The 23,839-nt window shown below is 73.5% G+C and carries 20 protein-coding genes; 14 read left to right on the top strand and 6 right to left on the bottom strand.

The features are described 5' to 3' along the window. Window positions 1–8: 8 nt before the first annotated feature. On the bottom strand, window positions 9–686 hold the full coding sequence (locus tag OG309_RS28950) for an AIM24 family protein (protein WP_329425189.1): 678 nt from the start codon (window positions 684–686) through the stop codon (window positions 9–11). 81 nt (window positions 687–767) lie between these two features. Here OG309_RS28950 and OG309_RS28945 point away from each other — a divergent pair, with 81 nt between their 5' ends. The 6 genes from OG309_RS28945 (at window position 768) to OG309_RS28920 (ending at window position 8,604) form a co-directional block, all read left to right on the top strand. Beyond that, window positions 768–1,484, top strand: coding sequence for a peptidyl-tRNA hydrolase (locus OG309_RS28945; protein WP_329425187.1), 717 nt, complete (start codon window positions 768–770; stop codon window positions 1,482–1,484). 89 nt (window positions 1,485–1,573) lie between these two features. Further along, window positions 1,574–3,505 carry an FG-GAP-like repeat-containing protein gene (locus tag OG309_RS28940; protein WP_329425185.1) on the top strand — a complete coding sequence of 644 codons (1,932 nt, stop codon included), beginning with the start codon at window positions 1,574–1,576 and terminating at the stop codon, window positions 3,503–3,505. A gap of 92 nt (window positions 3,506–3,597) precedes the next feature. Then, entirely contained in the window at window positions 3,598–4,986 is a 1,389-nt protein-coding gene (locus OG309_RS28935) for a DUF692 domain-containing protein (RefSeq protein WP_329425183.1), read from the top strand. A 7-nt stretch (window positions 4,987–4,993) separates the two neighbouring features. Then, window positions 4,994–6,034 carry a TIGR04222 domain-containing membrane protein gene (locus OG309_RS28930; protein ID WP_329425180.1) on the top strand — a complete coding sequence of 347 codons (1,041 nt, stop codon included), beginning with the start codon at window positions 4,994–4,996 and terminating at the stop codon, window positions 6,032–6,034. Window positions 6,035–6,090: 56 nt separating this feature from the next. Continuing rightward, window positions 6,091–6,831 carry a TIGR04222 domain-containing membrane protein gene (locus tag OG309_RS28925; RefSeq protein ID WP_443067644.1) on the top strand — a complete coding sequence of 247 codons (741 nt, stop codon included), beginning with the start codon at window positions 6,091–6,093 and terminating at the stop codon, window positions 6,829–6,831. A 69-nt stretch (window positions 6,832–6,900) separates the two neighbouring features. After that, complete coding sequence (locus OG309_RS28920; protein WP_329425176.1) at window positions 6,901–8,604, top strand: alpha/beta hydrolase; 1,704 nt, start codon at window positions 6,901–6,903, stop codon at window positions 8,602–8,604. 22 nt (window positions 8,605–8,626) lie between these two features. On the opposite strand, the gene hemQ is transcribed toward OG309_RS28920, so the two are convergent. Continuing rightward, complete coding sequence (hemQ, locus tag OG309_RS28915) at window positions 8,627–9,340, bottom strand: hydrogen peroxide-dependent heme synthase (protein WP_046908315.1); 714 nt, start codon at window positions 9,338–9,340, stop codon at window positions 8,627–8,629. A gap of 17 nt (window positions 9,341–9,357) precedes the next feature. Beyond that, window positions 9,358–10,818: a protoporphyrinogen oxidase gene (hemG, locus tag OG309_RS28910; RefSeq protein WP_329425173.1), complete on the bottom strand. Its 1,461-nt coding sequence runs from the start codon at window positions 10,816–10,818 to the stop codon at window positions 9,358–9,360. A 138-nt stretch (window positions 10,819–10,956) separates the two neighbouring features. Between hemG and OG309_RS28905 the strand changes: the two genes are divergently transcribed. Together OG309_RS28905 and OG309_RS28900 are read left to right on the top strand one after the other, a co-directional pair. Beyond that, complete coding sequence (locus OG309_RS28905) at window positions 10,957–12,018, top strand: DUF4349 domain-containing protein (protein ID WP_329425171.1); 1,062 nt, start codon at window positions 10,957–10,959, stop codon at window positions 12,016–12,018. Between the two features lie 26 nt (window positions 12,019–12,044). Further along, entirely contained in the window at window positions 12,045–13,418 is a 1,374-nt protein-coding gene (locus tag OG309_RS28900; protein WP_329425169.1) for an FAD-dependent oxidoreductase, read from the top strand. A gap of 44 nt (window positions 13,419–13,462) precedes the next feature. On the opposite strand, the gene hemE is transcribed toward OG309_RS28900, so the two are convergent. Further along, complete coding sequence (hemE, locus tag OG309_RS28895) at window positions 13,463–14,539, bottom strand: uroporphyrinogen decarboxylase (protein ID WP_046910742.1); 1,077 nt, start codon at window positions 14,537–14,539, stop codon at window positions 13,463–13,465. A gap of 91 nt (window positions 14,540–14,630) precedes the next feature. On the opposite strand from hemE, the gene OG309_RS28890 reads away from it, so the two are divergent. From OG309_RS28890 to OG309_RS28880, 3 genes are all read left to right on the top strand, one after another. Next, on the top strand, window positions 14,631–15,335 hold the full coding sequence (locus OG309_RS28890) for a DUF3000 domain-containing protein (protein WP_329425167.1): 705 nt from the start codon (window positions 14,631–14,633) through the stop codon (window positions 15,333–15,335). A gap of 241 nt (window positions 15,336–15,576) precedes the next feature. After that, window positions 15,577–16,242, top strand: coding sequence for a response regulator transcription factor (locus OG309_RS28885; protein WP_017242457.1), 666 nt, complete (start codon window positions 15,577–15,579; stop codon window positions 16,240–16,242). Window positions 16,243–16,409: 167 nt separating this feature from the next. Then, window positions 16,410–17,693 (top strand): ribonuclease D, encoded by a 1,284-nt coding sequence (locus tag OG309_RS28880; protein ID WP_329425166.1) that lies wholly within the window; start codon window positions 16,410–16,412, stop codon window positions 17,691–17,693. A gap of 120 nt (window positions 17,694–17,813) precedes the next feature. On the opposite strand, the gene OG309_RS28875 is transcribed toward OG309_RS28880, so the two are convergent. After that, window positions 17,814–18,110 carry a hypothetical protein gene (locus OG309_RS28875; protein WP_329425164.1) on the bottom strand — a complete coding sequence of 99 codons (297 nt, stop codon included), beginning with the start codon at window positions 18,108–18,110 and terminating at the stop codon, window positions 17,814–17,816. A gap of 383 nt (window positions 18,111–18,493) precedes the next feature. Between OG309_RS28875 and OG309_RS28870 the strand changes: the two genes are divergently transcribed. The 3 genes from OG309_RS28870 (at window position 18,494) to OG309_RS28860 (ending at window position 22,295) form a co-directional block, all read left to right on the top strand. Beyond that, complete coding sequence (locus OG309_RS28870; RefSeq protein WP_329425162.1) at window positions 18,494–19,708, top strand: thiolase family protein; 1,215 nt, start codon at window positions 18,494–18,496, stop codon at window positions 19,706–19,708. Next, window positions 19,705–21,843, top strand: a complete 2,139-nt coding sequence (locus OG309_RS28865; protein WP_329425160.1) for a 3-hydroxyacyl-CoA dehydrogenase NAD-binding domain-containing protein — start codon at window positions 19,705–19,707, stop codon at window positions 21,841–21,843. The genes OG309_RS28870 and OG309_RS28865 overlap by 4 nt, the downstream gene beginning before the upstream one ends. Window positions 21,844–21,932: 89 nt before the next feature. Then, window positions 21,933–22,295 (top strand): NTP pyrophosphohydrolase, encoded by a 363-nt coding sequence (locus tag OG309_RS28860; protein WP_329425158.1) that lies wholly within the window; start codon window positions 21,933–21,935, stop codon window positions 22,293–22,295. A gap of 24 nt (window positions 22,296–22,319) precedes the next feature. Here the strand turns inward: OG309_RS28860 and OG309_RS28855 are convergent, their stop codons facing one another. After that, window positions 22,320–23,798, bottom strand: coding sequence for an amino acid permease (locus tag OG309_RS28855; RefSeq protein ID WP_402545498.1), 1,479 nt, complete (start codon window positions 23,796–23,798; stop codon window positions 22,320–22,322). Window positions 23,799–23,839: the final 41 nt, after the last annotated feature.

Raw genomic sequence — 23,839 nt, 5'->3', positions numbered from 1 at the left:
GGCGGAGGTCAGTTGGCCGACTTCTTCTGCGGGGTGAGCTCGCTCGGGCGGACGATGACGAAGCCCTGGCCCTCCAGCTTCAGCTGGACCGCCTCGCCGGAACCGCCGCGCACCATGGAGCCGAGGGACTGCGAGCGGTGCAGCGAGGTGCGCAGCTGCTCGCTCCAGCCGACGACGGCGTCGGTGTCGACGTGGACCGGGGCGTCGGGGGTGACCGGGATGACGACCGGGTTGCCCTCGCAGATCAGGGCGATCTTGCCGTGACCGGTGAAGACGCTGTTGAAGAGGCCGCCGCCGGTGATGCCCGCGCCCTTCACGGTCTTGATCTCGTACGCGAGCGACGAGTCGAAGCACAGCACGTTGCGGCCGTTGACGGTCAGGGCGTCGCCCGGCTCGACCTCGACGATGAAGCAGTTCTGCGCCTCGTGGGCGAACCACGCCTCGCCCTGGCCGCGGACGGTCATCAGCGGCAGGCCCTCCCCGGTGAGGGCGCGCTTGAGCAGGCCGCCGAGGCCCTGGCTCTTGTGCTCGAACTGGAGGTTCCCCCGGAAGGCGATCATCGAGCCCTGGAGGGCCTGCATCTCCCCCTGGACGGTGTACTTGACCGACTTGGCGTTCTGGAGGGTCATCCCCGGAAACGTCGCCGCCTCGGCGAGGTGCTCACTGGCGAAAAGATCACTCTTCATGGAGGGCATCCTGTCCCGGAAGCTCTCATTCCTACAAGAAAGGCGTGGGGGCGGTGAGCGGGGCGGTGGCAGACTTGCCCGGTGAGCAGCAACGACACCGAGCCCGCCGCGTCCGCCGACCCCCGCGACGAGAAGCCGCAGTACGTCCTCCCCCTGGTCGTCCGCATCGAGCGCGACGCTCCCCCGGCGCGTACCGACGCGCTGGAGACCTCCGCCCGCGCGGTCCTGGAGATCCTGGCCGACGACCGGTCGCACGCAGACGGCGAGTGGGCGCAGGCCATGACGGACTGGCAGGACGCCCGGATCCGCAAGGTGGTGCGCCGGGCGCGCGGTGCCGAGTGGCGCCGGGCCGTGGCCCTGCCGGGCATCACGGTGACGGGCGGCGACGGCGCGGAGGTACGCGTCTTCCCGCCGGTCCCGCTGGACGGCTGGCCCAAGGAGCTGGCCAAGCTCCAGGTCTCGGGCACCGACCTGGACGACCCCGCCGAGCCGGGTCCCGCGCCGGAGGGCTCGGCCGTGCTGTGGCTCAACCCCGAACTCGACATGTCCGCCGGCAAGACGATGGCGCAGACCGGCCACGGTGCGCAGCTGCTGTGGTGGGCCCTGTCGGACGCCGACCGCAAGACCTGGCGCGAAGCCGGCTTCCCGCTCGCGGTGCGCACCGCGCCCCCGGAGCACTGGTCCCGCCTCACGTCGGGCGACCTGCCCGTGGTCCGCGACGCCGGCTTCACCGAGATCGCGCCGGGCTCATGCACGGTGGTGTCGGAGTACGCGGCGCTGGGCCTGCGGGCGGGCTAGCGCCCGGCCTCTGCCCCCCGGCCCCCCTGAGGCGAGGGTACGTTCACGTACCGTTCAACTTTTCCTGTCACTTCTCTCAGGGGGGTTCCATGCGAACACTGGGGATGCTCAGAGCCTTCGTGGCCTCATTGGCCTTCATATGCGCGGCGACGGTCCTGACCGCGCCTCAGGCGCGGGCGGCGGACGTGGTGTCGGCGTCCACCGCACCACCGATCAAGACGTTCACGTACAACATCTGCGGCAGCGGCGGAACCGAGGGGTGCCTGGTCACCGCCGCGGAGAACAAGGCCCGCGTCGACACGATCGTGGCGGAGACGGGCAGTGCCTGGAACGCCGACTACGTCTTCCTCGTCGAGATCTGCAGCTATCAGTACAACCAGCTGAACACCGCTCTCACGCCGCGCGGGTACACGGGCCGGTACGTCGAGACCGTCCCCCAGGCCGAGCTCAAGGGCGCCGACGGCAAGCAGCTCTGCGTCGACACGGGCCCCAAGGGCACCACGCCCAGCTACGGCATGGCCCAGTTCGTCAGGGGCCATTACGTCGACGGGACCGACCTGGTCCTGGACACGAAGGAGGCGATCCAGCGCGACGTCGGCCCGGTGGCGGTCGATCCCTACAGCCCCGAGGACATCACGGCTCCCTGCATCAAGGCCTGGGTGCAGAACCGGCTGACGTGGTCCTGCTCCGTGCACCTGTGGTGGGGCACGGCGAGCGCCCCCACGGCTCCCACCCCTCCCACCCCTCCCGCCACCGCCGCGCAGACCGCGGCGTACAACACGGCCGTCGCCCTGTACAAGGACCGGACGGCGCGGTACCAGGTGATGACCCGGGAGGCCGACCTCCTGAGCGCCCGGGCCAAGGCGTGGGAGGACGCCGGCATCCCCGTGATCCTCAGCGGTGACTTCAACTCCGCGCCGTGGGGGGACGTGCTGAACCGGTTCTACGAGGCCCCCACCGGCGACGGTGCGTACGGCGGGTTCATCGAGGCCGACGAGACCGACGTCTCCGACACCACCGGGTACGGCAACTGCAAGACGCCCGGGATCGTGCGATGCCGCCTGGGCGCCTACACCATGTTCGACAAGGCCCACCAGAACCGCGTGCAGAAGCTGGACTACACCTTCTTCAGCTCGCGGTTCTTCCGCGGCGCGGTCGGCGACGTGCCCGCGGAGCCGAAGGTCCCGGGGACCGGGCAGTGGATCTCCGACCACCTGCCGCTGCGGGCCGCCGCCTACTGGACGGACTGCGGGGCGTACGGTGCCACTCCGGGTGCCGTGTACCGCCGGGACGCGGCCGGCGGGCTGTACCGCTACGAGGGCCGCGCCAGCGGTGACAGCGCCGCTCTGGCCAAGCCCTGCAAGGTCGGCTACGGCTGGCGGGACATGAAGCACGTCGCCCGTCAGGGCACGACCCTCGCCGCCGTCGACGCGGCCGGCGTCCTGTGGCACTACCCCGTCAGCGCGGTGGACGGCTCGGTCTCCGGCAGCACCCGCCGGCAGGTCGGCACCGGCTTCCAGAACGACACCCTGCTCGTCGCTCCCGGCGACTTCGACGGTGACGGCATCCCCGACCTCATCACCCGCACCGACGGCCTGCTCTGGCTCCACAAGGGGACGGGCGCGGACGGCTACGCGCCGCGGACGCAGATCCCCGACACCAGTGGCGACTGGGCGATGTACCAGAACGTGGTGGCGGGCGACTTCGCCCACTCGGCGGGCACGGCCGCGAACACCCCCGACCTCGTCTCCGTCGACGAGGTCGGCTACCTCTGGCTGCAGGAGGGGAAGGGCGACGGGACCCTCACGGAACGCCGGGAGATCGCTTCCGGTTGGGGGATCTACGACATCGTCGCCGCCCCGGGCGACCTGGACGGCGACGGCAAGCCGGACCTGGTCGCCCGCGACACCGCCCGCGACACCCTCGGGGACCTCTTCTTCTTCAAGGGCGACGGAGCCGGCGGTTTCGCCCCGGGCGTGCAGGTCGGTACCAACTTCCCCACCGGGGAGCTGCTGTTCTGACCCGGAACCTCAAATGAAGCTCTGAACGTCCCCCTGTCCGGATTCGAACGCCCGATTCCGGGCCATCAGCTCTGGGACCGGAGGAGGGGGACATGAAGGAACTCGGTATCGGCATCGGCTGGCGGCCCGAGATCGCGGACGCGGTCGAGGCGCTGGACGGGGTCGAGTGGGTGGAGGTCGTCGCGGAGAACCTGTGCGGCGACCATCTGCCCGGCTCCCTGGAGCGGCTGCGGGCGCGCGGGGTGACCGTCGTGCCGCACGGGGTCTCGCTGGGTCTCGGCGGAGCCGGGCGGCCGGACGCGGGGCGGCTGGCGGGGCTGGCGCGGAAGGCCGAGCTGCTGGGCGCGCCGCTGGTGACGGAGCACATCGCGTTCGTACGGGCCGGGGGGCCGCTGACCGCGACGCCGCTCCTGGAGGCGGGGCACCTGCTGCCCGTGCCCCGGACCCGGGACGCGCTGGACGTGCTGTGCGAGAACGTCCGGATCGCGCAGGACGCCCTGCCGGTGCCGCTGGCCCTGGAGAACATCGCGGCCCTGGTCTCCTGGCCGGGCGAGGAGCTGACGGAGGGGCAGTTCCTCGCGGAACTGGTGGAGCGTACGGGGGTACGGCTCCTCATCGACGTCGCCAACCTGCACACCAACCGCGTCAACCGCGGCGAGGACCCGGCGCGGGCGCTGTCGGAGCTGCCGGTCGAGGCCATCGCGTACGTGCACGTGGCGGGCGGTCTGGAGCGCGACGGGGTCTGGCACGACACCCACGCGCACCCGGTGTCCCAGCCCGTGCTCGACGTCCTCGCCGACCTCGCCTCGCGGGTCTCCCCGCCGGGCGTGCTGCTCGAACGGGACGACCGCTTCCCGGCCCCGGCGGAGCTGGCCGCCGAACTCGCCGCCATCCGTACGACGGTGGCCACGGCCCGCCCGCGCCCCCTGCTCATCGGAGCCGGAGCCCGGGTCTCGGGCGGGGCGATGCCGGTACGTGTGCCGGTGCCCGCGCCGCGGGGTGCGGAGCCGATGGCGAGCGCGGAGCCGCGCCCCGCCACCGCGTCCGCGGCCACCGCGTCCGCGGCCGCCGCGGGCGCCCGCCAGCGGGTCGGGCTCGCGCAGGCGGCGTTGCTGTCGGCGCTGGTGGCCGGGACGCCCGCGCCGGAGGGCTTCGACGTGCGGCGACTCGGGGTGCAGAGCCGGGCGCTCGCCGCGAAGCGGGCGGACGTCGTGGCCAAGGTCGCGCCCGAGCTGCCGGAGATCCTCGGTGAGGAGTACCGTTCCGCGTTCCTCTCGTACGCCAGGAACCGGCCCATGACCGACGGCTACCGGCACGACGCCCTCGACTTCGTCGAGGGGCTGCTCGTCGCGGGCCGCCCGGAGGACCCGGCGGCCCGCCGCGCCCTCACCGGCTGGTGGCGGGAGCGGGCGGGCATCCGCCCGCCGGGTCCCGCCGCGCGCCTCGCACACCGCGTCCGTACCGCTCTCGGAAAGGGGTGAAGCGGCCGTGAGCACGTCCGTCGTCATCTTCTACGGCGTCGGCCTCGCCGCCGTCGCCTGGCTCATCGTCCTGTCGCGGCGCGGCCGGCGCGGCCCGGGCGGCGCCGTCCACGACCGCTACGAGGTCGCGTTCCTGAACGGCGGCCCGGCCAGGGCCGTCGACAGCGCCCTCGCCTCCCTGCACGGCGACGGCCGGATCGCGGTCGGCGGCCCCGGCATCGTCCAGGTCCTGCGGCCCACCGCGCACGACCCCGTCGAGCGGGCGGTGCTCCAGGAGCTCGCGGCCGCCCCGCACGGCGCCCTGGCCACGCTGCGGTTCGCCGTCATGCGGCACCCTGCGGTCCAGGAGACCGGCGACGCGCTCGCGGCGCGCGGTCTGATCGCGGTGCCCGCCGCGCGGCGGCGGGTGGTCCGCTGGTGCGTCGGTCTGGGCATCGCGGCCGTGGCCATGGTGCCGGTCGCCCTGGTCGTCACCATCGGGCAGTTCGCGGCGGGGGACACGCCGGTGCCGTTCATCCTGAAGGTGCTGCCGGTGATCGCCGGGGTGCTGATCACCGCCGTGGTGTGCGGGGCGTCGGCGTCGGGCCGCGTGTCGTCCGCGGGGCACGCCGCCGTCTCCGCGTACCGGCGTCGGCACGCGCACCTCGCCGACCCGGGCACGCTCGTCGCCCTGCACGGGCTGCGGGCGCTGCCCGACCCGGTGCTGCGGGAGCAGCTGGCGACGGCGGCCCGGTTCCGCGCCGCGCCGCCGTTCCCCCGCGGTCACCGGCGTGCCGGCTCGTCCTCCTCGTCGGACGACTCCGCCTTCCTGCCGGTCATGTGGTGCGCGGCGGCGGCCGGCGGCGACAGCGGCGGAGGGGGCGGCTGCGGCAGCGGTGGCTCCTGTTCGGGCGGCTCCGGCGACTCGGGCGGCTCGTCCTGCTCGGGCGGGGGAGGTTCGTGCTCCTCCGGAGGCGGCAGCTCCTGTTCCTCCTCGTCGTCCAGCTCGTGCTCCTCCGGCTCCAGCTCCTGCTCGTCGAGCAGCAGCTCCTGCGGCAGCAGTTCCTGAGCGCCCGCTCGGCCGTTCCGGTGGCGGGGTGCCCGCTCCTCCCGTACAACCGGGTCATGGTCTGGGTCCCGCTGCTCCTCGTCGCCTTCGTCGTCACCGGCGTCAGCTGCGCCCGGGTGTGCCGGGCCGCCGTCGCGGGCGACGCGCGGGCGGCCGGGGACGGCGGCGGGCTCAGCGTCTGCGAGGCGGCGTATCTCGCGGGCGGTCCGCTGCGGGTCACCGATCTCACCCTGGTCTCCATGCACCGGGCCCGGCTGCTGCTGCTCGCGCACACCGGCTGGGCGACCGTGGTGGCCGACACGGGCGGCCGGGACGAGCTGGAGCGCGCGGTGCTCGGCGCGATCGGCCCGGACGGGCAGTCGCGGATCCCGGCGGTCCGGCCGCTGGTCGCCGACGACGCGAGCGTACGGGCGCTGGCGGCCGGCCTGGTCGCGCGCGGACTCGCGCTGCCGGAGGACGCGCGCCGCTCGGTGGCATCGGGTGCGCGGGCGGTGCGGGCGGCGTTCCTGCTGACCGCGGTGCTCGGGGCGGGTGCCGGGCTGCTCGTCCCGGCGGGCGAGCGGGGGCCGGTGGTCGCCGGGTTCTCGCTGCCGCTGGTGGCGGCGGGGCTCTGTCTGCTGATCGCCCGCGCCGACGCGCCCGGCTACGCGTGCTGGGCCTCGCCGGCGGGCAGGCGGCTGCTCGCCGGGCTGTCCCTGGCCGACCCGCTGACGGCGCTCGCGAAGCGGGGCACCGGGGTCCTGGAGCCCGAGCTGCGTGCCGCCTTTCGGGTACATGACAGGCAACACCCGGTGTAGGTCCTTTACTTCGCCCGCGCGCCGAGGTCCCTTGGTCGTCACGCTGCCGTGGCTAGAAGGGAAGCGCCGATGAGGTCCGTCGCGCTGCACACGCTCCTGCTGTCCGCCCTCGTCGCCCCCGCCCTGGTCGCGCCGGGCGCCGTGGCCCCCGCCGTCGCCGCGCCGGGGCTCGACGCACCGCCCGCAGAGGCCCGGGGCACCCAGGTCGCCGTGCGGGCCGCCGCCGCCGAGGGCATCCGCTTCGGGGCGTGCCCGGCGGCCGAGCACCTGCCGGCCCCCGTCGAGTGCGGCACCGTGCGGGTGCCCCTCGACTACGCGGACCCGAACGGCACCCGCATCCCGCTCACCGTCAGCCGCACCCGGGCCACCGGCCCGGCCGACGGGCGGCAGGGCGCGCTGGTCTACAACCCGGGCGGGCCGGGCGCCTCCTCCCTGTACTTCCCGCTCGCCGCCGGGCTCCCCGCGTGGCAGCGGATCGCCGGGGCCTACGACCTGGTCGGCTACGCCCCGCGCGGGGTGGGCCGCTCGGCGCCGGTCTCCTGCCAGGACCCGGCCGACCGGGCGAAGGGGCCGACGCTCGCGCCGACGCTGCCCTCGGAGGTCTTCAAGAAGGAGCGCACCGCCCGTGCCACGACCTACGCCCAGGGCTGCGCCCGCCGCACGGGCGCGGCCCTGCGGCACTACCACTCGCTCAACAACGCCCGCGACCTGGAGGTCCTGCGGGCCGCGCTCGGCGAGCCCCGGCTCACGTACATGGGCGCCTCCTACGGCACGTACTTCGGCGCCCTGTACGCGACGCTCTTCCCGCACCGGGTGCGCCGGATGGTCTTCGACGCGCCGGTGAACCCGGCGCCGCGGCAGATCTGGTACGCCAACAACCTCGACCAGTCCCTCGCCTTCGAGCGCCGCTGGGCCGACTTCCGCACCTGGGCGGCGAAGCACGACACCGTGTACGGCCTGGGCGCGACGGCGGGCGAGGTCGGCGAGAACTACGAGAAGGTCCGGGCCGAGCTGGCGGCGGCCCCGGCGGGCGGGAAGGTCGGCCCCGGGCAGCTGCACGGGGCGATGCTCCAGGCGCTGTACGACGACCGCTTCTGGCCGGCCCGGGCGGGCGCCCTCGGGGCGTACCTGAAGGGCGACGCGAAACCGCTGGTCGCCCAGGCCGGGCCCGCCGAGTCGCCCCACAGCGGGGAGGCGGAGGCCGGCGATCCGGGGAACGCGGCCGCCGTGTACACGGCGGTGGAGTGCAACGACGCCCCGTGGCCGGAGGACTTCGCGCGGTGGGACCGGGACAACACCCGGCTCGCGCAGCTGGCCCCGTTCGAGACCTGGGACAACGTGTGGGCCAATCTGCCCTGCGCGTACTGGAAGGCGCCGCGGCAGCGGCCGCTGGACGTGCGGACGGGTCCCGGGGTGCTGCCGCCGGTGCTGATCCTGGCGGCCGAGCGGGACGCGGCGGCGCCGTACGAAGGGGCGCGGGAGCTGGAGCGCAGGCTGTGGGGGGCGGCGCTGGTGACCGAGCGGGACGCGGGGACCCACGGCATCGGCGGCGGGAGCAACGCGTGTGTGAACGGCTACCTGGAGCGCTATCTGCTCACGGGGGCCGTGCCCGGCGGGACGGCGGAGCCGCGGGGAGGGACGCCGGTGCGGCGCGCGTCATGCGCGCCGCACCCGGAGCCGGACCCGGTGTCGCTGGAGCGGCAGGCGGAGTTCCGCAGGCCGTCTGATCTTCCGGGTCGAGGGGTCGCCGCCCGGCTGGACGCGGGGCGGTGACCGAGTTCGGTGGGCCGGGCCGTCAGGCCAGGCCGGCCACCAGGTCCGCCACGCTCCTGCGGCGGCCGGTGTAGAACGGGATCTCCTCGCGGACGTGCATCCGCGCCTCGGAGGCCCGCAGGTGGCGCATCAGGTCGACGATGCGGTGCAGCTCGTCGGCCTCGAAGGCCAGGATCCACTCGTAGTCGCCGAGCGAGAACGAGGCGACCGTGTTGGCGCGCACGTCCGGGAAGCCGCGGGCCATCTTGCCGTGGTCGGCGAGCATCCGGCGGCGGTCCTCGTCCGGCAGCAGGTACCAGTCGTAGGAGCGCACGAAGGGGTAGACCGAGACGTAGTCGCGGGGGGTCTCGTCGGCCAGGAAGGCCGGGATGTGCGACTTGTTGAACTCGGCCGGGCGGTGCAGCGCCATGTTCGACCAGACCGGCTCCAGGGCGCGGCCCAGACGGGTACGGCGGAAGAGGTTGTACGCCTCCTGGAGCTCGTCGCTCGTCTCGGCGTGCCACCAGATCATCACGTCGGCGTCGGCGCGCAGACCGGAGAGGTCGTACGTGCCGCGGATCGTGATGTCCTTGGCCGCGAGCTGGTCGAACAGCTCCTGGACCTCGTCGGCGTAGCCGGCGCGGTCCTCGGGAAGGTTGTCGCGCAGCTTGAAGACGGACCACAGGGTGTAGCGGATGACCTCGTTGAGGTCCTTCGCCTTCTTACCGGCGTTCGGGATCTTTTCGGGCGCACTCATACGCCTATTCTCGCCCGTCACGAAGAGTGCCCTGCACCAGGGTCGGTGGTTTGCGACGTGGCGATGATCTCGTCGGCGGCGCGGTGGCCCGAGGCGATGCACGCGGGGATGCCGACGCCCTCGTACGCGGCGCCCGCGAGGCGCAGTCCGGGCAGCGCCGCGACGGCCGTGCGGACCCGGGCGACCCGGGCGAGGTGGCCGACCGGGTACTGCGGCAGGCCGCCGATCCAGCGGGTCACGGTGGAGGCGACCGGGCGGGCGGCGAGGCCGGTGGCGGCGGCGAGGTCCTTGAGGGAGACGTCGACGAGGTCGGCGTCCTCGCGGTGCACCTGCTCCTCCTCGCCGTGCCGGCCGACGGAGGTGCGCAGCACGAAGAGGTCCGGGGCGGATTCGGCGACCCAGGCCCACTTCTGGCTGGAGAAGGTGGACGCCTTGATGGTGTGCCCGTCGACGGGGGGCACGAGGAACCCGGATCCGGGCAGGCCGGTCACGTCCGTGCGGCGGAAGGCGAGGGTGACCAGGGCCATCGAGGCGTACTCGACGGCGGCGAGCTCGGCGGAGGCGGCGGGCGCGGCGGAGGCGAGCAGCGCGGCGGCGGGTCCGGCGGGGGTGGCGAGGACGACGGCGTCGGCGGTGAGGACCATCTCGGGGGTGACGACCTGCCAGCCGTGCGGGCCGGTGCGGCGCAGCGCGGTGACCGGGGTGCCGGTGCGGATGTCGCCGCCGGCGGCGCGGATCGCGTCGGCGACGGCCCCGGGCAGGGTGCCGACGCCGCCGCGGATGCCGGCGAAGGCCGCGCCGCCGAGTCCGGTGCCGGCGCCGGCCGCGTCGCTCGGGGTGGCGGCACCGGCGCGCTGGACGGCGCGGACGGCCTCGGCGAGGGTGGGCCGGCTGCGGGCGGCCTCGAAGAGGGCGGGGACGGCGGCCTTCATGGAGATGCGGTAGGCGTCGCCCGCGTAGACCCCGCCGAGGAGGGGTTCGACGAGGCGGTCGACGACCTCGTGGCCCATGCGCTCGGCGACGTACGCGCCGATGGCGATGTCCTCGCCGATCTCGGTCGGCGGGAGTTCCGCGTCACGGGCGACGCGGCGGACGGCCTCCTCGGAGAGGAGTCCCTCGACGGCGCGGCCGTCCGCGGGGACGCCCATGACGTGCCCCTTGGGCATGGGGGTCAGTTCGCCGCGGGACCAGACGGAGGCGGTGGTGGTGGCGGGGGCCTGGAACCGGTCGGCGAGGCCGACCCGCTCCGCGAGCGCGAGGGCCTCGGGGCGGCGGGCGAGCAGGGACTCGGCGCCGAGGTCGACGGGGGCGCCCGCGATCTCCCCGGCGAGGAGCTTGCCGCCCAGCCGGTCGCCGGCTTCCAGGAGGGTGACCCGCGCGCCGGACGTGACGAGGCGGTGGGCTGCGGCCAGGCCGGCGATGCCGCCTCCGACGACGACGACGTCCGGTCCGCCCGTGGTCTGCGCGTTCGCGTTCATGGGACCACTCTCTCAAATCGCCCACGCGCTTCCGTTCCGAGGCCGGACCGTGACCCCTTCGCGACCGTCGGACGGCAACCCGCCGCCGGGCCGGCACGTCCAACGAGCAGCGCACACCACGACCTTGGGGGGTTGTCCATGCGGGAGACGGCACGCGGTACGAGACGGGGTTCGGACCCGGGTAGGAGACGGGGTACGCGCCGGGGCACGGCGAGGGCCGCCGCCGGGGCGCTGCTGGCGGGAACCCTCTTCCTGACCGGCTGCGCCGGGAGCGGCGGCGCCGACACCGCGTCGGCCGACGCCAAGGACCCGAGCCAGGAGAAGCCCGCCTACGACGCCTCCGGGGCGGCGGGCGCCGCCGGGGCCGACAAGGCGGCCGACGGCAGGGAGGGGACCCGGGCGCCGGTCCAGGAGCCGCAGCACGTGATCCGGACCGCCGAGCTGTCCGTCGAGGTGAAGGACGCCGGGAAGGCGCTGGCCTCGGCCCGGCGGGTGACGGCGGGCGCGGGCGGCCACGTCGAGAACGAGACGACCGAGCGCGTCGACGACACCCATGTCACCTCGCGGGTCGTGCTGCGCGTCCCGCAGGAGCGGTACGACTCCGTCCTCGCCGAACTGGCGGGCGCGGGCAGGCTGCTGTCGCGCAGGGCGGACGCGAAGGACGTCACCGGCCAGGTGGTGGACGTGGAGAGCCGGATCGCCACCCAGCGGGCGAGCGTGGCGCGGGTGCGGGCCCTGATGGACAAGGCCACGCGGCTGGGCGACGTGGTCACGCTGGAGGGCGAGCTGAGCCGCCGCCAGGCGGACCTGGAGTCGCTGCTCGCCCAGCAGGCCGCGCTGAAGGACCGTACGACGCTGGCGACGATCACCCTGGAGCTGACGGAGCCGGAGTCCGGGGCCCCTGCCGGGGACGAGGACCGGCCCGGCTTCCTGGACGCGCTGGGCGGCGGCTGGGACGCGCTGGTGGCGGCGCTCGCCTGGACGCTGGTGGTGCTCGCGGCGATCGCGCCGTGGCTGGCGCTGCTCGCGCTGGCGTACGCGGTGTGGCGGTGGGTGCTCCGGCCGCGGCTGCCCCGGCGGGCGAAGCCGGAGCCGGTCCCCGGGCCGGCGTCGGGGGCCTGGCCGGCCCCTCCGCGGCGGCCCGTCGCCGACGCGGACAGGACCCCCGAGGCCGTCGGCGAGCAGGGGGACACCCCCTGACCCACCGCCCGTCGTAGCGTGGTCGCATGACGGAACGACTGGTGGTCATCGGCGGTGACGCGACGGGCATGTCCGCCGCCTCCCAGGCACGCAGGCTCAAGGGGCGCGGGGAGCTGGAGATCGTCGCGTTCGAGCGGGGGCGCTTCAGCTCCTACTCGGCCTGCGGCATCCCGTACTGGGTCGGCGGCGAGGTCGCCGACCGGGACGAGCTGATCGCCCGGAGCCCCGAGGAGCACCGGGCCCGGGAGATCGACCTGCGGATGCGCACCGAGGTGACCGCGCTCGACGTGGACGGGCAGCGCGTGCGCACCCGGGACCTGGAGTCGGGCGCGGAGGGGTGGACCGGCTTCGACAAGCTGGTGATCGCGACCGGCGCCCGGCCGCTGCGCCCGCCACTGCCGGGCATCGACGCCCCGGGGGTGCACGGGGTGCAGACCCTGGGCGACGGGCAGGCGCTGCTCGACTCGCTGGGGCTGGCCCGGGGCCGCCGGGCGGTGGTCGTGGGCGCCGGGTACATCGGGGTGGAGATGGCGGAGGCGCTGCTCGGCCGCGGTTTCGAGGTGACGGTCCTGAACCGGGGCGAGCAGCCGATGGCGACGCTCGACCCGGACATGGGGCGTCTGGTGCACGCGGCGATGGACGGCCTGGGCATCACGACGGTGGGCTCCTCGCCGGTGACCAAGATCCTCACCGGCGAGGGGGGCCGGGTCCGGGCGGTGGCGACGGAGACGGGCGAGTACCCGGCGGACGTGGTGGTCCTCGGCATGGGCGTGGTGCCGGAGACCTCGCTGGCGCGGTCGGCGGGGCTGCCGCTGGGCGCGCACGAGGGGCTGCTGACGGATCTGTCGATGCGGGTGCGCGGGCAGGGGAACATCTGGGCGGGCGGTGACTGCGTGGAGGTCCTCGACCTGGTGTCGGGGCGGGAGCGGTACGTCCCGCTGGGCACCCACGCCAACAAGCACGGCCAGGTGATCGGCTCGAACGTGGGCGGCGGCTACGCGACCTTCCCCGGTGTGGTCGGCACGGCGGTGTCGAAGGTCTGCGACCTGGAGATCGCCAGGACGGGGCTGCGGGAGAAGGACGCCCGGGCGGTGGGGCTGCAGTACGTGTCGGTGACGATCGAGTCGACGAGCCGGGCGGGCTACTACCCGGGGGCGGCCCCGATGACCGTGAAGATGCTGGCGGAGCGGCGCACCGGGCGGCTGCTCGGGGTGCAGATCGTGGGCCGCGAGGGTGCGGGGAAGCGCGTGGACATCGCGGCGGTGGCGCTCACCGCGGGGATGACGGTGGAGGCGATGACGGCCCTGGACCTGGGGTACGCGCCGCCGTTCTCGCCGGTGTGGGACCCGGTCCTGGTGGCGGCCCGCAAGGCGGTGGCCGCGGTGCGGGCGGCGGGCTGACGCCCGGGGCCGTCCCCCGCGGTGCGGGGGACGGCCGGGGCGGATCAGACGGCGGTGCGGGTGTGCACGTAGTCGACCAGGCGGGTCAGCGCGTCCGGGTCCATGGCCGGCATGACGCCGTGGCCCAGGTTGAAGACGTGCCCCTCCAGGTCCTTCGCGGCGGCCAGGACCTCGTCCGTCTTGGCCTCGACGACCTCGCGCGAGGCGAAGAGGACGGCCGGGTCGAGGTTGCCCTGCAGGGCCTTGCCGGGGCCGACCCGGCGGGCGGCCTCGTCGAGCGGGACGCGCCAGTCGACACCGACGACGTCCGCGCCGGCCTCGCCCATGAGGCCGAGCAGCTCGCCGGTGCCCACGCCGAAGTGGATGCGCGGGACGCCGTACGAGGCGACCGCGTCGAAGACCTTCACCGAGGCCGGCATGACCGAGCGGCGGTAGTCGGCGGGGGCCAGGGCGCCCACCCAGGAGTCGAAGAGCTGCACGGCGGAGGCGCCGGCCTCGATCTGCACCTTGAGGAAGGCGGAGGTGATCTCGGCGAGGCGGTCCAGCAGGTCGGCCCACAGCTGCGGGTCGCCGTACATGAGTGCCTTGGTGTGCTCGTGGCTGCGGGACGGGCCGCCCTCGACGAGGTAGCTCGCGAGGGTGAAGGGCGCGCCGGCGAAGCCGATGAGCGGGGTGGCGCCGAGTTCGCCGGTGAGCATCCCGATGGCCTCGGTGACGTAGTGGACGTCCTCGGGGGTCAGGTCGCGCAGCCGGGCGAGGTCGGCGCGGGTGCGGATCGGGTCGGCGACGACGGGGCCCACGCCGGGCTTGATGTCGAGGTCGATGCCGATGGCCTTCAGCGGGACGACGATGTCGCTGAAGTAGATGGCCGCGTCGACCTTGTGGCGGCGCACCGGCTGCAGGGTGATCTCGGTGACCAGCTCGGGCCGCATGCACGACTCGAGCATGGGGATGCCCTCGCGGACCTTGAGGTACTCGGGCAGGGACCGCCCGGCCTGCCGCATGAACCAGACCGGCGTGTGCGGCACGGCCTCGCGGCGGCACGCCTTCAGGAACGCGGAGTCGTACGTCTGCGGCTGGTGCTTCGTCTGCTGGCCCTTCGGGCTGTCAATGGCGCTCACGCCCAGAATCTTCGCATGTGGCGAGAAGCCGCTCGCCCGGCGAGGGTGTCCCTCCCTGCGCACGGGCCCCGTTCCGCCTACTCTTCCCCGCATGGCTGCGGCTCAGGGACATTTTTCCGATCATTCCGACGGCATTCGAGGGACGGAGAAGACGGCGGGCGACAGGGTGGACCCCACGGAGACCGACCCGGTGCCTCCCGCGTTCGAGCGGGCGGTCGAGGGGCTGCGCTCGGCCCGGCTGCGGCCGGAGATCGAGGTCGATCCGACCCGGCCGCCGCAGCGGCTCGCGCCGTACGCGTACGCCCTGGAGGCGGCCGTGGTGGACGGCGAGGACGATCTGGCGGACGGGCGCCTGGTGCTGCTCCACGACCCGGCGGGGCACGAGGCCTGGAAGGGCACGTTCCGGCTGGTGACGCTGGTCAGGGCCGAGCTGGAGCCGGAGATGGCCGCGGATCCGCTGCTGCCTGAGGTCTGCTGGTCCTGGCTGACCGGGGCGTTCGAGGCCCGCGGTCTGGCGTACGGGGAGGCGAGCGGGACCGTCACGATGGCCGGCTCGCACTACTTCGGGGGTCTCGCCGAGCGGCGGCCGGCGACCCAGATCGAGATCCGGGCCTCGTGGACGCCCCGGGAGGGGTCGTCGGGGGTGCCGGACACGGGCGCGCACCTGGCGGCCTGGTGCGACCTGTTGTGCCAGATCGCGGGGCTGCCGCCGGCGTCGGCCGATCCGGGGGCGGGGACGACGTCGGGTGCGGGGGTCGTCTCGCTGCCCCAGCGGCGGGGGCCTCAGCAGCCATAGCCGTACCGCCCCGCTCGTAACGTCGATTTCCGGACAGAAACGGCCGCGGAGCACGTACGGCTCGTACGATGATCGATCACGCGTCCGAATTGCCCCAATTGTTACTCACCAAATCGTGATCTTTCCCTAAAGGCGGGCGGCCCAGCTGCCGAAGGAGTCAGTGACCCCATCACAGCACGGGTTCGCCCCCGGCTTCTTCCCCGAGCCGGCTCCGTCCCGCACCCCCTTTCCAGGAGGCCTGGTGTCCGTTCTCCTCGAGCAGCCCGCAAGCCTGGTCGCCTACCGCCCGAACAAGCCGACGGCCATGGTCGTCGTGGCCGACCCACGCGTCCGCTCCACCGTCACCCGCCACCTGTGGGCGCTCGGGGTGCGCGACGTCATCGAGGCGTCGTCCATCGCGGAGGCCCGTCCCCGCGTCGGCAACCCGCGCGACATCTGCGTGGCCGACGTCCACCTCCCGGACGGCAGCGGGCTCACCCTGCTGTCCGAGACCAGGGCGGCAGGCTGGCCCAACGGCCTCGCCCTGTCGGCCGCCGACGACATCGGCGCCGTGCGCAACGCGCTCGCCGGCGGTGTCAAGGGCTATGTCGTCACCGGTACGCGCACCAACATCGGCCACCCCACCCGCCCCGGCGCCGCCCCCATCGGCTCCGCGGCCGCCCGCCTCGGCCACCGCCGCCCCCCGGGTGCCCCGAGCCACCCGGGCGGCTACCGCGAGCTCTCCGGCCGCGAGGTCGAGGTGCTCCGGCTGGTGGCCGAGGGCCAGTCCAACAAGGCGATCGGCGTCTCCATGGGCCTGTCCGCCCTCACCGTGAAGAGCCACCTCGCCCGCATCGCCCGCAAGCTGGGCACCGGCGACCGGGCCGGCATGGTCGCCGTGGCCCTGCGCACCGGGATCATCCACTGAGCCGGTCGACCCCCTGAGGGCCGACGGGCTCGACGAAGGACCGTCACCTGTCGACGGAACGTTCCGTCCCGTGTGGCCGGTGCGGCCCCACCAGGCCGTTCCGGCCACACGGGCCGTTCCGGCCGTTCCGTCGGCGGGTGCTTGCCATTCGCAGATACCCTTGACAGGTGACCGACGCCCAAGACACCGCAAGCGACACAGCGCTGCGAACCACCGGGGGCGCCCCCTCGGACGACGACGTCCCTGCGAATGGGCTGCCGATCCCGTTGCTCGAACCCCGCGAGGGCATTCCGCCCGTCGTGGCGACCGACGAGGCCCTCGCCGAGGTGGTCGCCGCCTTCGCCGCCGGCCGCGGCCCCGTGGCCGTGGACGCCGAGCGCGCCTCCGGCTACCGCTACGGGCAGCGCGCCTATCTCGTCCAGCTCCGCCGCGAGGGCGCGGGCACCGCGCTCATCGACCCGGTCGGCTGCCCCGACCTGTCGGCCCTCGGCGAGGCGCTGACCGGCACCGAATGGATCCTGCACGCCGCGACCCAGGACCTGCCGTGCCTGCGTGACATAGGCATGGTGCCCACGCGGCTCTTCGACACCGAACTCGCCGGACGCCTCGCGGGCTTCCCCCGGGTCGGCCTCGGCGCGATGGTCGAGTCCGTCCTCGGCTACGCCCTGGAGAAGGGCCACTCCGCCGTCGACTGGTCCACCCGCCCGCTGCCCGAGCCCTGGCTGCGCTACGCCGCGCTCGACGTGGAGCTCCTCGTCGACCTGCGCGACGCGCTGGAGAAGGAGCTCGACCGGCAGGGGAAGCTGGGCTGGGCGCTGGAGGAGTTCGACGCCATCTCCTCGGCCCCGCCGGCCCCGCCGCGCAAGGACCCGTGGCGCCGCACCTCCGGCATGCACAAGGTGCGCAGGCGCCGCCAGATGGCGGTGGTCCGGGAACTGTGGACGGCCCGGGACAGGGTGGCGCAGCGGCGTGACGTCTCCCCCGGCAAGGTGCTGAGCGACTCCGCGATCGTGGAGGCCGCCCTCGCGCTGCCGCCGAACGCGGGCGCGCTGTCGGCGCTGCCGGGCTACGGCCAGCGGATGGGCAAGCGCCAGCTGGAGCAGTGGCAGGCGGCCGTGGACCGGGCGAAGGCCCTGCCCGAGGCGGAGCTGCCGCAGCCGGGCCAGCCCGTGGCGGGTCCGCCGCCGCCGCGCGCCTGGGCCGACAAGGACCCGGCCGCCGCGGCCCGCCTCTCCGCCGCCCGCGCCGCGGTGTCGACGCTCGCGGAGGAACTGAACCTGCCGCAGGAGAACCTGATCACCCCGGACACGGTCCGCCGGGTCTGCTGGGAGCCGCCGGCCCCGGTGACGCCGGAGACGGTCGCCGCGGCCCTCATCGGTCACGGCGCCCGCCCGTGGCAGGTCGGCCTGGTGACCCCGCTCCTGGTGGCGGCCCTGACGGCCCACGCGTGAGCGTCCGCCGTACGACCTGACGAAGTACGGACGTGTGCCGAAGCCCCCGGACCGGGTCCGGGGGCTTCGGCGTGCCCGGGGCCGGACGGGCGTGGGACCCACGTCGGATCCGGCGCCGGGTCAGCGCCAGATGGAGGAGAAGGAATCCAGCTGGATCCAGGAGATCCGGTTCGCGGTGGTGGCGCCGTACACGTACACCTTGCCGGTGAGGGTGACCTCGATCCGGCAGGTGCTGAAGCCGTCGCGGTTGTTGCGCGGGGCGACGCCGCGGACGTAGGTCGTCGGGGGCTCGAAGCCGGCCGGGAGGGTGCCGATCGGGTCGAGGGTGTCGGCGGTGTTGCCGCCGTCGAACGCGAACTCCGGGTCGCAGGAGACGCCGCCGCGCAGCTGGAGGAAGTCGGTGCCCTCGATCTTCACGATCCGGACCTGCGGCGTGTTGCCGCCCAGGGGTTTGAGGTCCGGCCCTGGAGGTCCAGGCGGGTGCAGAGCAGGTCGCCCGCGGCGGCGCGGGCCTCGAACGGCACCTCCGCCGTCTCGCCGGGCGGTGCCGATCATCCCTGCGGACATGTGTTCTCCCCCCGAGGAACGCGGGCCCGGGTTGATGATCATGGGCCGCAGCCGACAGAGTGCCAGAGTGCTCCCGCGCACCCCGGTCGGGTGTGACCTTCGCCGCTTGGCGCGGGGGGACTGGGCAGTCTGGTTACCCGCAAGTAGCATGGGGGAGCAAGCGCGCGCTTAGCCGCGTGCCGGGCAGCGCGCCCGTGCAGCAGTGCCACCCCGCACCCTGGAGGAGAGCCATCGTGCCTCGTACCGTCAGGGACGTCGTCTTCGTCGACGGCGTCCGTACCCCGTTCGGCAAGGCGGGCCCGAAGGGCATCTACCACGAGACCCGCGCCGACGACCTCGTCGTCAAGGCCATCCGGGAGCTGCTGCGCCGCAACCCCGGCCTCGACCCCGTCAAGATCGACGAGGTCGCCATCGCCGCGACCACCCAGATCGGCGACCAGGGCCTGACCCTCGGCCGGACCGCGGGCATCCTGGCGGGTCTGCCGCAGTCCGTGCCCGGCTACTCCATCGACCGCATGTGCGCCGGCGCGCTGACCGCCGTGACGGCGACCGCCGGTTCGATCGCGTTCGGCGCCTACGACGCCGTCATCGCCGGTGGCGTCGAGCACATGGGCCGTCACCCCATGGGCGAGGGCGTGGACCCGAACCCGCGCTTCGTCAGCGAGAAGCTGGTCGACGAGTCCGCCCTCTTCATGGGCATGACCGCCGAGAACCTGCACGACCGCTACCCCACCATCACCAAGCAGCGCGCCGACGAGTACGCCGTGCGCTCGCAGGAGAAGGCCGCCAAGGCGTACGCCGACGGCAAGATCCAGCAGGACCTGGTGCCGATCTCGGTGCGTCGCACCGACGCCTCCACCGGTGAGACCGGCTGGGGCCTGGTCACCGCCGACGAGCCGATGCGCCCGGGCACCACCCTGGAGTCGCTGGCCAACCTGAAGACGCCGTTCCGCGTCCACGGCAACGTCACCGCGGGCAACGCGGCCGGCCTGAACGACGGCGCCACCGCCTCGATCATCGCCTCCGAGGACTTCGCCCGCGAGAACGGCCTCCCGGTGAAGATGCGCCTCGTCTCCTACGCCTTCGCCGGCGTGGAGCCCGAGGTCATGGGCTACGGCCCGATCCCCGCCACCGAGAAGGCGCTGGCCCAGGCCGGCCTGTCCATCTCGGACATCGGTCTCTTCGAGATCAACGAGGCCTTCGCGGTCCAGGTCCTCGCCTTCCTGGAGCACTACGGCATCGCCGACGACGACGCCCGCGTCAACCAGTACGGCGGCGCCATCGCGTACGGCCACCCGCTCGCCTCCTCCGGCGTCCGTCTGATGACGCAGCTGGCCCGCCAGTTCGAGGAGAACCCGCAGGTCCGTTACGGCCTCAACACCATGTGCGTCGGCTTCGGCATGGGCGCGACGGTCATCTGGGAAAACCCCCACTGGGAGGGCAAGTGAGCACCACCGCAGAGCTTCTGAAGGGCGCCGCCGAGCTCTTCCCGGACGAGGTCGTCACCTCGGCCCACGTACGTCACTTCGAACTCCCCGCGGGTGCGGGCCGGTTCGCGCTGATCACGCTGGACAACGGCTTCGACCACACCAAGCCGACCACGTTCGGCCCGCAGTCGCTGGCCCACCTGAACACGGCGCTCGACCAGGTCGAGGCCGAGGCCGCGAACGGTGAGATCGTCGGCGTCGGCATCACCGGCAAGCCGTTCATCTTCGCCGTCGGCGCCGACCTCAAGGGCGTCGAGCTGCTCAAGCAGCACTCCGACGCGCTGGCCATCGGCAAGGGCGGCCACGACGTCTTCAAGCGTCTCGCGGACCTCGCCGTGCCGACCTTCGCCTACTACAACGGCGCGGCCATGGGCGGCGGCGTCGAGGTCGGTCTGCACTGCACCTACCGCACCGTCTCGAAGGCCCTGCCGGCCTTCTCGCTGCCCGAGGTCTTCCTCGGCCTGGTGCCCGGCTGGGGCGGCTGCACGATCCTGCCGAACCTGATCGGCGCGGAGAAGGCCGTCTCGGTCATCATCGAGAACAGCCTCAACCAGAACCGCCAGCTCAAGGGCAAGCAGGTCTTCGAGCTCGGCATCGCCGACGCGCTCTTCGAGGGTGCCGACTTCCTCGAGCAGTCCCTCATCTGGACCGCCGGCGTCCTCAACGGCTCCGTCGCCGTCGAGCGCCCGGAGATCGACCGCGGCGAGGGCTGGGACCAGGCCGTCGCCAAGGGCCGCGCCATCGCCGACTCCAAGGTGCACGGCGCCGCCCCGGCCGCCTACCGCGCCCTCGACATCATCGAGGCCGCCAAGGACGGCGACCTGCAGAAGGGCTACGACGCCGAGGACCAGGCCCTCGCGGACCTGATCATGGGCGGCGAGCTCCGCTCCGGCATCTACGCCTTCAACCTGGTGCAGAAGCGCGGCAAGCGCCCGGCCGGCGCGCCGGACAAGTCGCTGGCCCGCCCGGTCACCAAGGTCGGTGTCGTCGGCGCCGGTCTGATGGCCTCCCAGCTGGCCCTGCTCTTCCTGCGCCGCCTGGAGGTGCCGGTCGTCCTGACCGACATCGACCAGGAGCGCGTCGACAAGGGCGTGGGCTACGTCCACGGCGAGATCGAGAAGCTGCTCGGCAAGGGCCGCATCAACCAGGACAAGGCCAACCGCCTCAAGGGCCTGGTCTCCGGTGTGCTGGACAAGGCCGAGGGCTTCGCGGACGCGGACTTCATCATCGAGGCCGTGTTCGAGGAGATGTCCGTCAAGCAGAAGGTGTTCGCGGAGGTCGAGGCGGTCGCCCCGGCGCACGCGATCCTCGCCACCAACACCTCCTCGCTGTCGGTCTCCGAGATGGCCTCGAAGCTGAAGCACCCCGAGCGCGTGGTCGGCTTCCACTTCTTCAACCCGGTCGCGATCCTCCCGCTCCTGGAGATCGTGCGCGGCGAGCAGACCGACGACGCCTCGCTGGCCACCGCCTTCGGCGTCGCCAAGAAGCTGAAGAAGACGGCCGTGCTCACGAAGGACGCCCCGGCGTTCGTCGTGAACCGCATCCTGACCCGCTTCATGGGCGAGATCCAGAACGTCATCGACGAGGGCACCCCGGTGGCCGTCGCCGAGAAGGGCGTCGAGCCGCTCGGCCTGCCGATGTCGCCGCTGGTGCTCCTGGAGCTCGTCGGCCCGGCGATCGGTCTGCACGTCTCCGAGACCCTGAACCGCTCCTTCCCGGAGCGCTTCACCGTCTCCCCCAACCTGAAGGCGGTCGTCGAGGCCGGCAAGCGCGGCTTCTACGTCTACAAGCCGGAGAACGGCTTCAAGCCGGAGCTCGACCCCGAGGTCGCCGCGCTCCTGAAGCAGGGCGACGTCGTCCTGACCGAGGAGCAGGTCCGCGCGCGCGTCCTGGACGCCGTCGCGCAGGAGATCGGCCTGATGCTGGAGGAGGGTGTCGTCGCCGAGGCGCAGGACATCGACCTCTGCCTGATCACGGGTGCGGGCTGGCCCTTCCACCTGGGCGGCATCACGCCGTACCTGGACCGTGAGGGCGTCTCCGAGCGCGTCAACGGCAAGCGGTTCCTCGCGCAGGGCGTCGCGAGCGTCCCCGCGTAACACCCCCTGCGGGTCCCCCCGGACGAAGTCCGGGGGTGCGGACGGCCCCGGCACCACTTCGGTGGTGCCGGGGCCGTCATGCTGTGCGCATGGAACTTCTGATCGTCGACGGGGCCAACGTGGTCGGGTCCGTACCCGACGGCTGGTGGAAGGACCGGCGCGGGGCCGCGGAGCGGCTGCGGGACCGGCTCGCGGAACACGGCGGGCCCGCGGAGGGCGGCCCCTACGAGATCGTGCTCGTGGTGGAGGGCCGGGCCCGGGGCGTGGCGTCCGTGCCGGGGGTACGGGTCGAGGAGGCGCCCGGCAGCGGCGACGACCTGATCGTGGAACTGGCCCGGAACGCGGCCGGCCGGCCGTGTCTGGTGGTCACGGCCGACCGGGAACTGCGGAGCCGGGTGGCGGAGGCCGGCGGGCGGTGCACCGGGCCCCGCAGCCTTCCCGGCCGGGACTGACCCCCAGAGCCTGTCTGACGGGCCCTAGTAGGTCGCGTCCCTTCCGGCCTTGCCGAGGCGGCTGTGCCGGCGTCCGTACAGGAAGTAGACGACGAAGCCGATCACCATCCAGACGGCGAAGCGGAACCAGGTCTCGGCCGGCAGGTTGAGCATCAGCCAGAGCGAGGCCGCGATGGAGACGATCGGCAGCACCGGCACCCACGGGGTGCGGAACGCGCGGTGCAGGTCGGGACGGCTGCGGCGGAGCACGATCACACCGGCGGCGACCACGACGAAGGCGAACAGGGTGCCGATGTTCACCAGGGTGGCCAGCTCGTTGATGCTGGTGAAGCCGGCGACCACGGCGATGATCGCGCCGAGCAGGATGGTCGGCCGGTACGGGGTCTTGAAGCGCGGGTGCGTGATGGAGAAGAAGCGGGGCAGCAGGCCGTCGCGGCTCATCGCGAAGAACACCCGGGTCTGGCCGAGCAGCAGGATCAGACAGACGGTCGTGAGGCCGATGGCGGCGCCGAAGCTGATGACGCCCGCGTAGAACGGGTGGCCCACGGCCTTGAAGGCGTCGGCGAGCGGGGCGCTGGTGGAGAGCTCGGTGTACTTCTGCATGCCGGTGACGACGAGCGCGACGGCCACGTACAGGACGGTGCAGATGAGCAGCGAGCCGAGGATGCCGCGGGGCATGTCGCGCTGCGGCAGCTTGGTCTCCTCGGCGGCGGTGGCGACCACGTCGAAGCCGATGAAGGCGAAGAAGACGACGGAGGCGGCGGTGAAGATGCCCATGACGCCGAAGTTGGTCGGCTCGTAGCCGAACATCAGCTGGACCAGCGGCTCGGTCCAGCCGGAGCCGCCGCCGGGCGGGGTGACGGCCGGCGGGATGAACGGCTTGTAGTTGTCGCCGACGATGAAGAACAGGCCCGCGATGATCACGATCATCACCACGGTCACCTTGATGGCGACGACGACCGCGGTGATCCTTGCGGACAGCTTCATGCCGAGGACGAGGACCGCGGTCAGCACCAGGACCAGCAGGAAGGCGAGGATGTCGAAGGTGCCTCCGGCCACGTCGGGGCCTTCGAGCGCGGCCGGTAGATGCCACCCGATGTTGTCCATGAGCGAGCGCACGTACCCGGACCAGCCGACGGCGACGACGGCGGTGCCGAGCGCGAACTCCAGGACGAGGTCCCAGCCGATGATCCAGGCCGGCAGCTCGCCGATGGAGGCGTACGCGAAGGTGTACGCCGATCCCGCCACCGGCACGGTGGAGGCGAACTCCGCGTAGCACAGGGCCGCCAGGGCGCAGACGATGCCGGCGGCGACGAAGGCGAGGGCGGTGGCCGGCCCCGCGTTCTCCTTGGCGACCTTGCCGGTGAGGACGAAGATGCCGGTACCGATGATGACGCCCACGCCGAAGACCGTGAGGTCCCAGGCGGAGAGTGACTTCCTGAGGGCGTGCTCCGGCTCCTCCGTGTCGCGGATCGACTGCTCGACCGACTTGGTCCGGAACATCCCTGAACTCGCGCGTGGCTGCTGGTCCGTAGTCACCGTCG

It is taken from the genome of Streptomyces sp. NBC_01268 (genome assembly GCF_036240795.1).
GTDB lineage: Bacteria > Actinomycetota > Actinomycetes > Streptomycetales > Streptomycetaceae > Streptomyces.
This window is presented reverse-complemented; position numbering and strand designations above follow the sequence as displayed.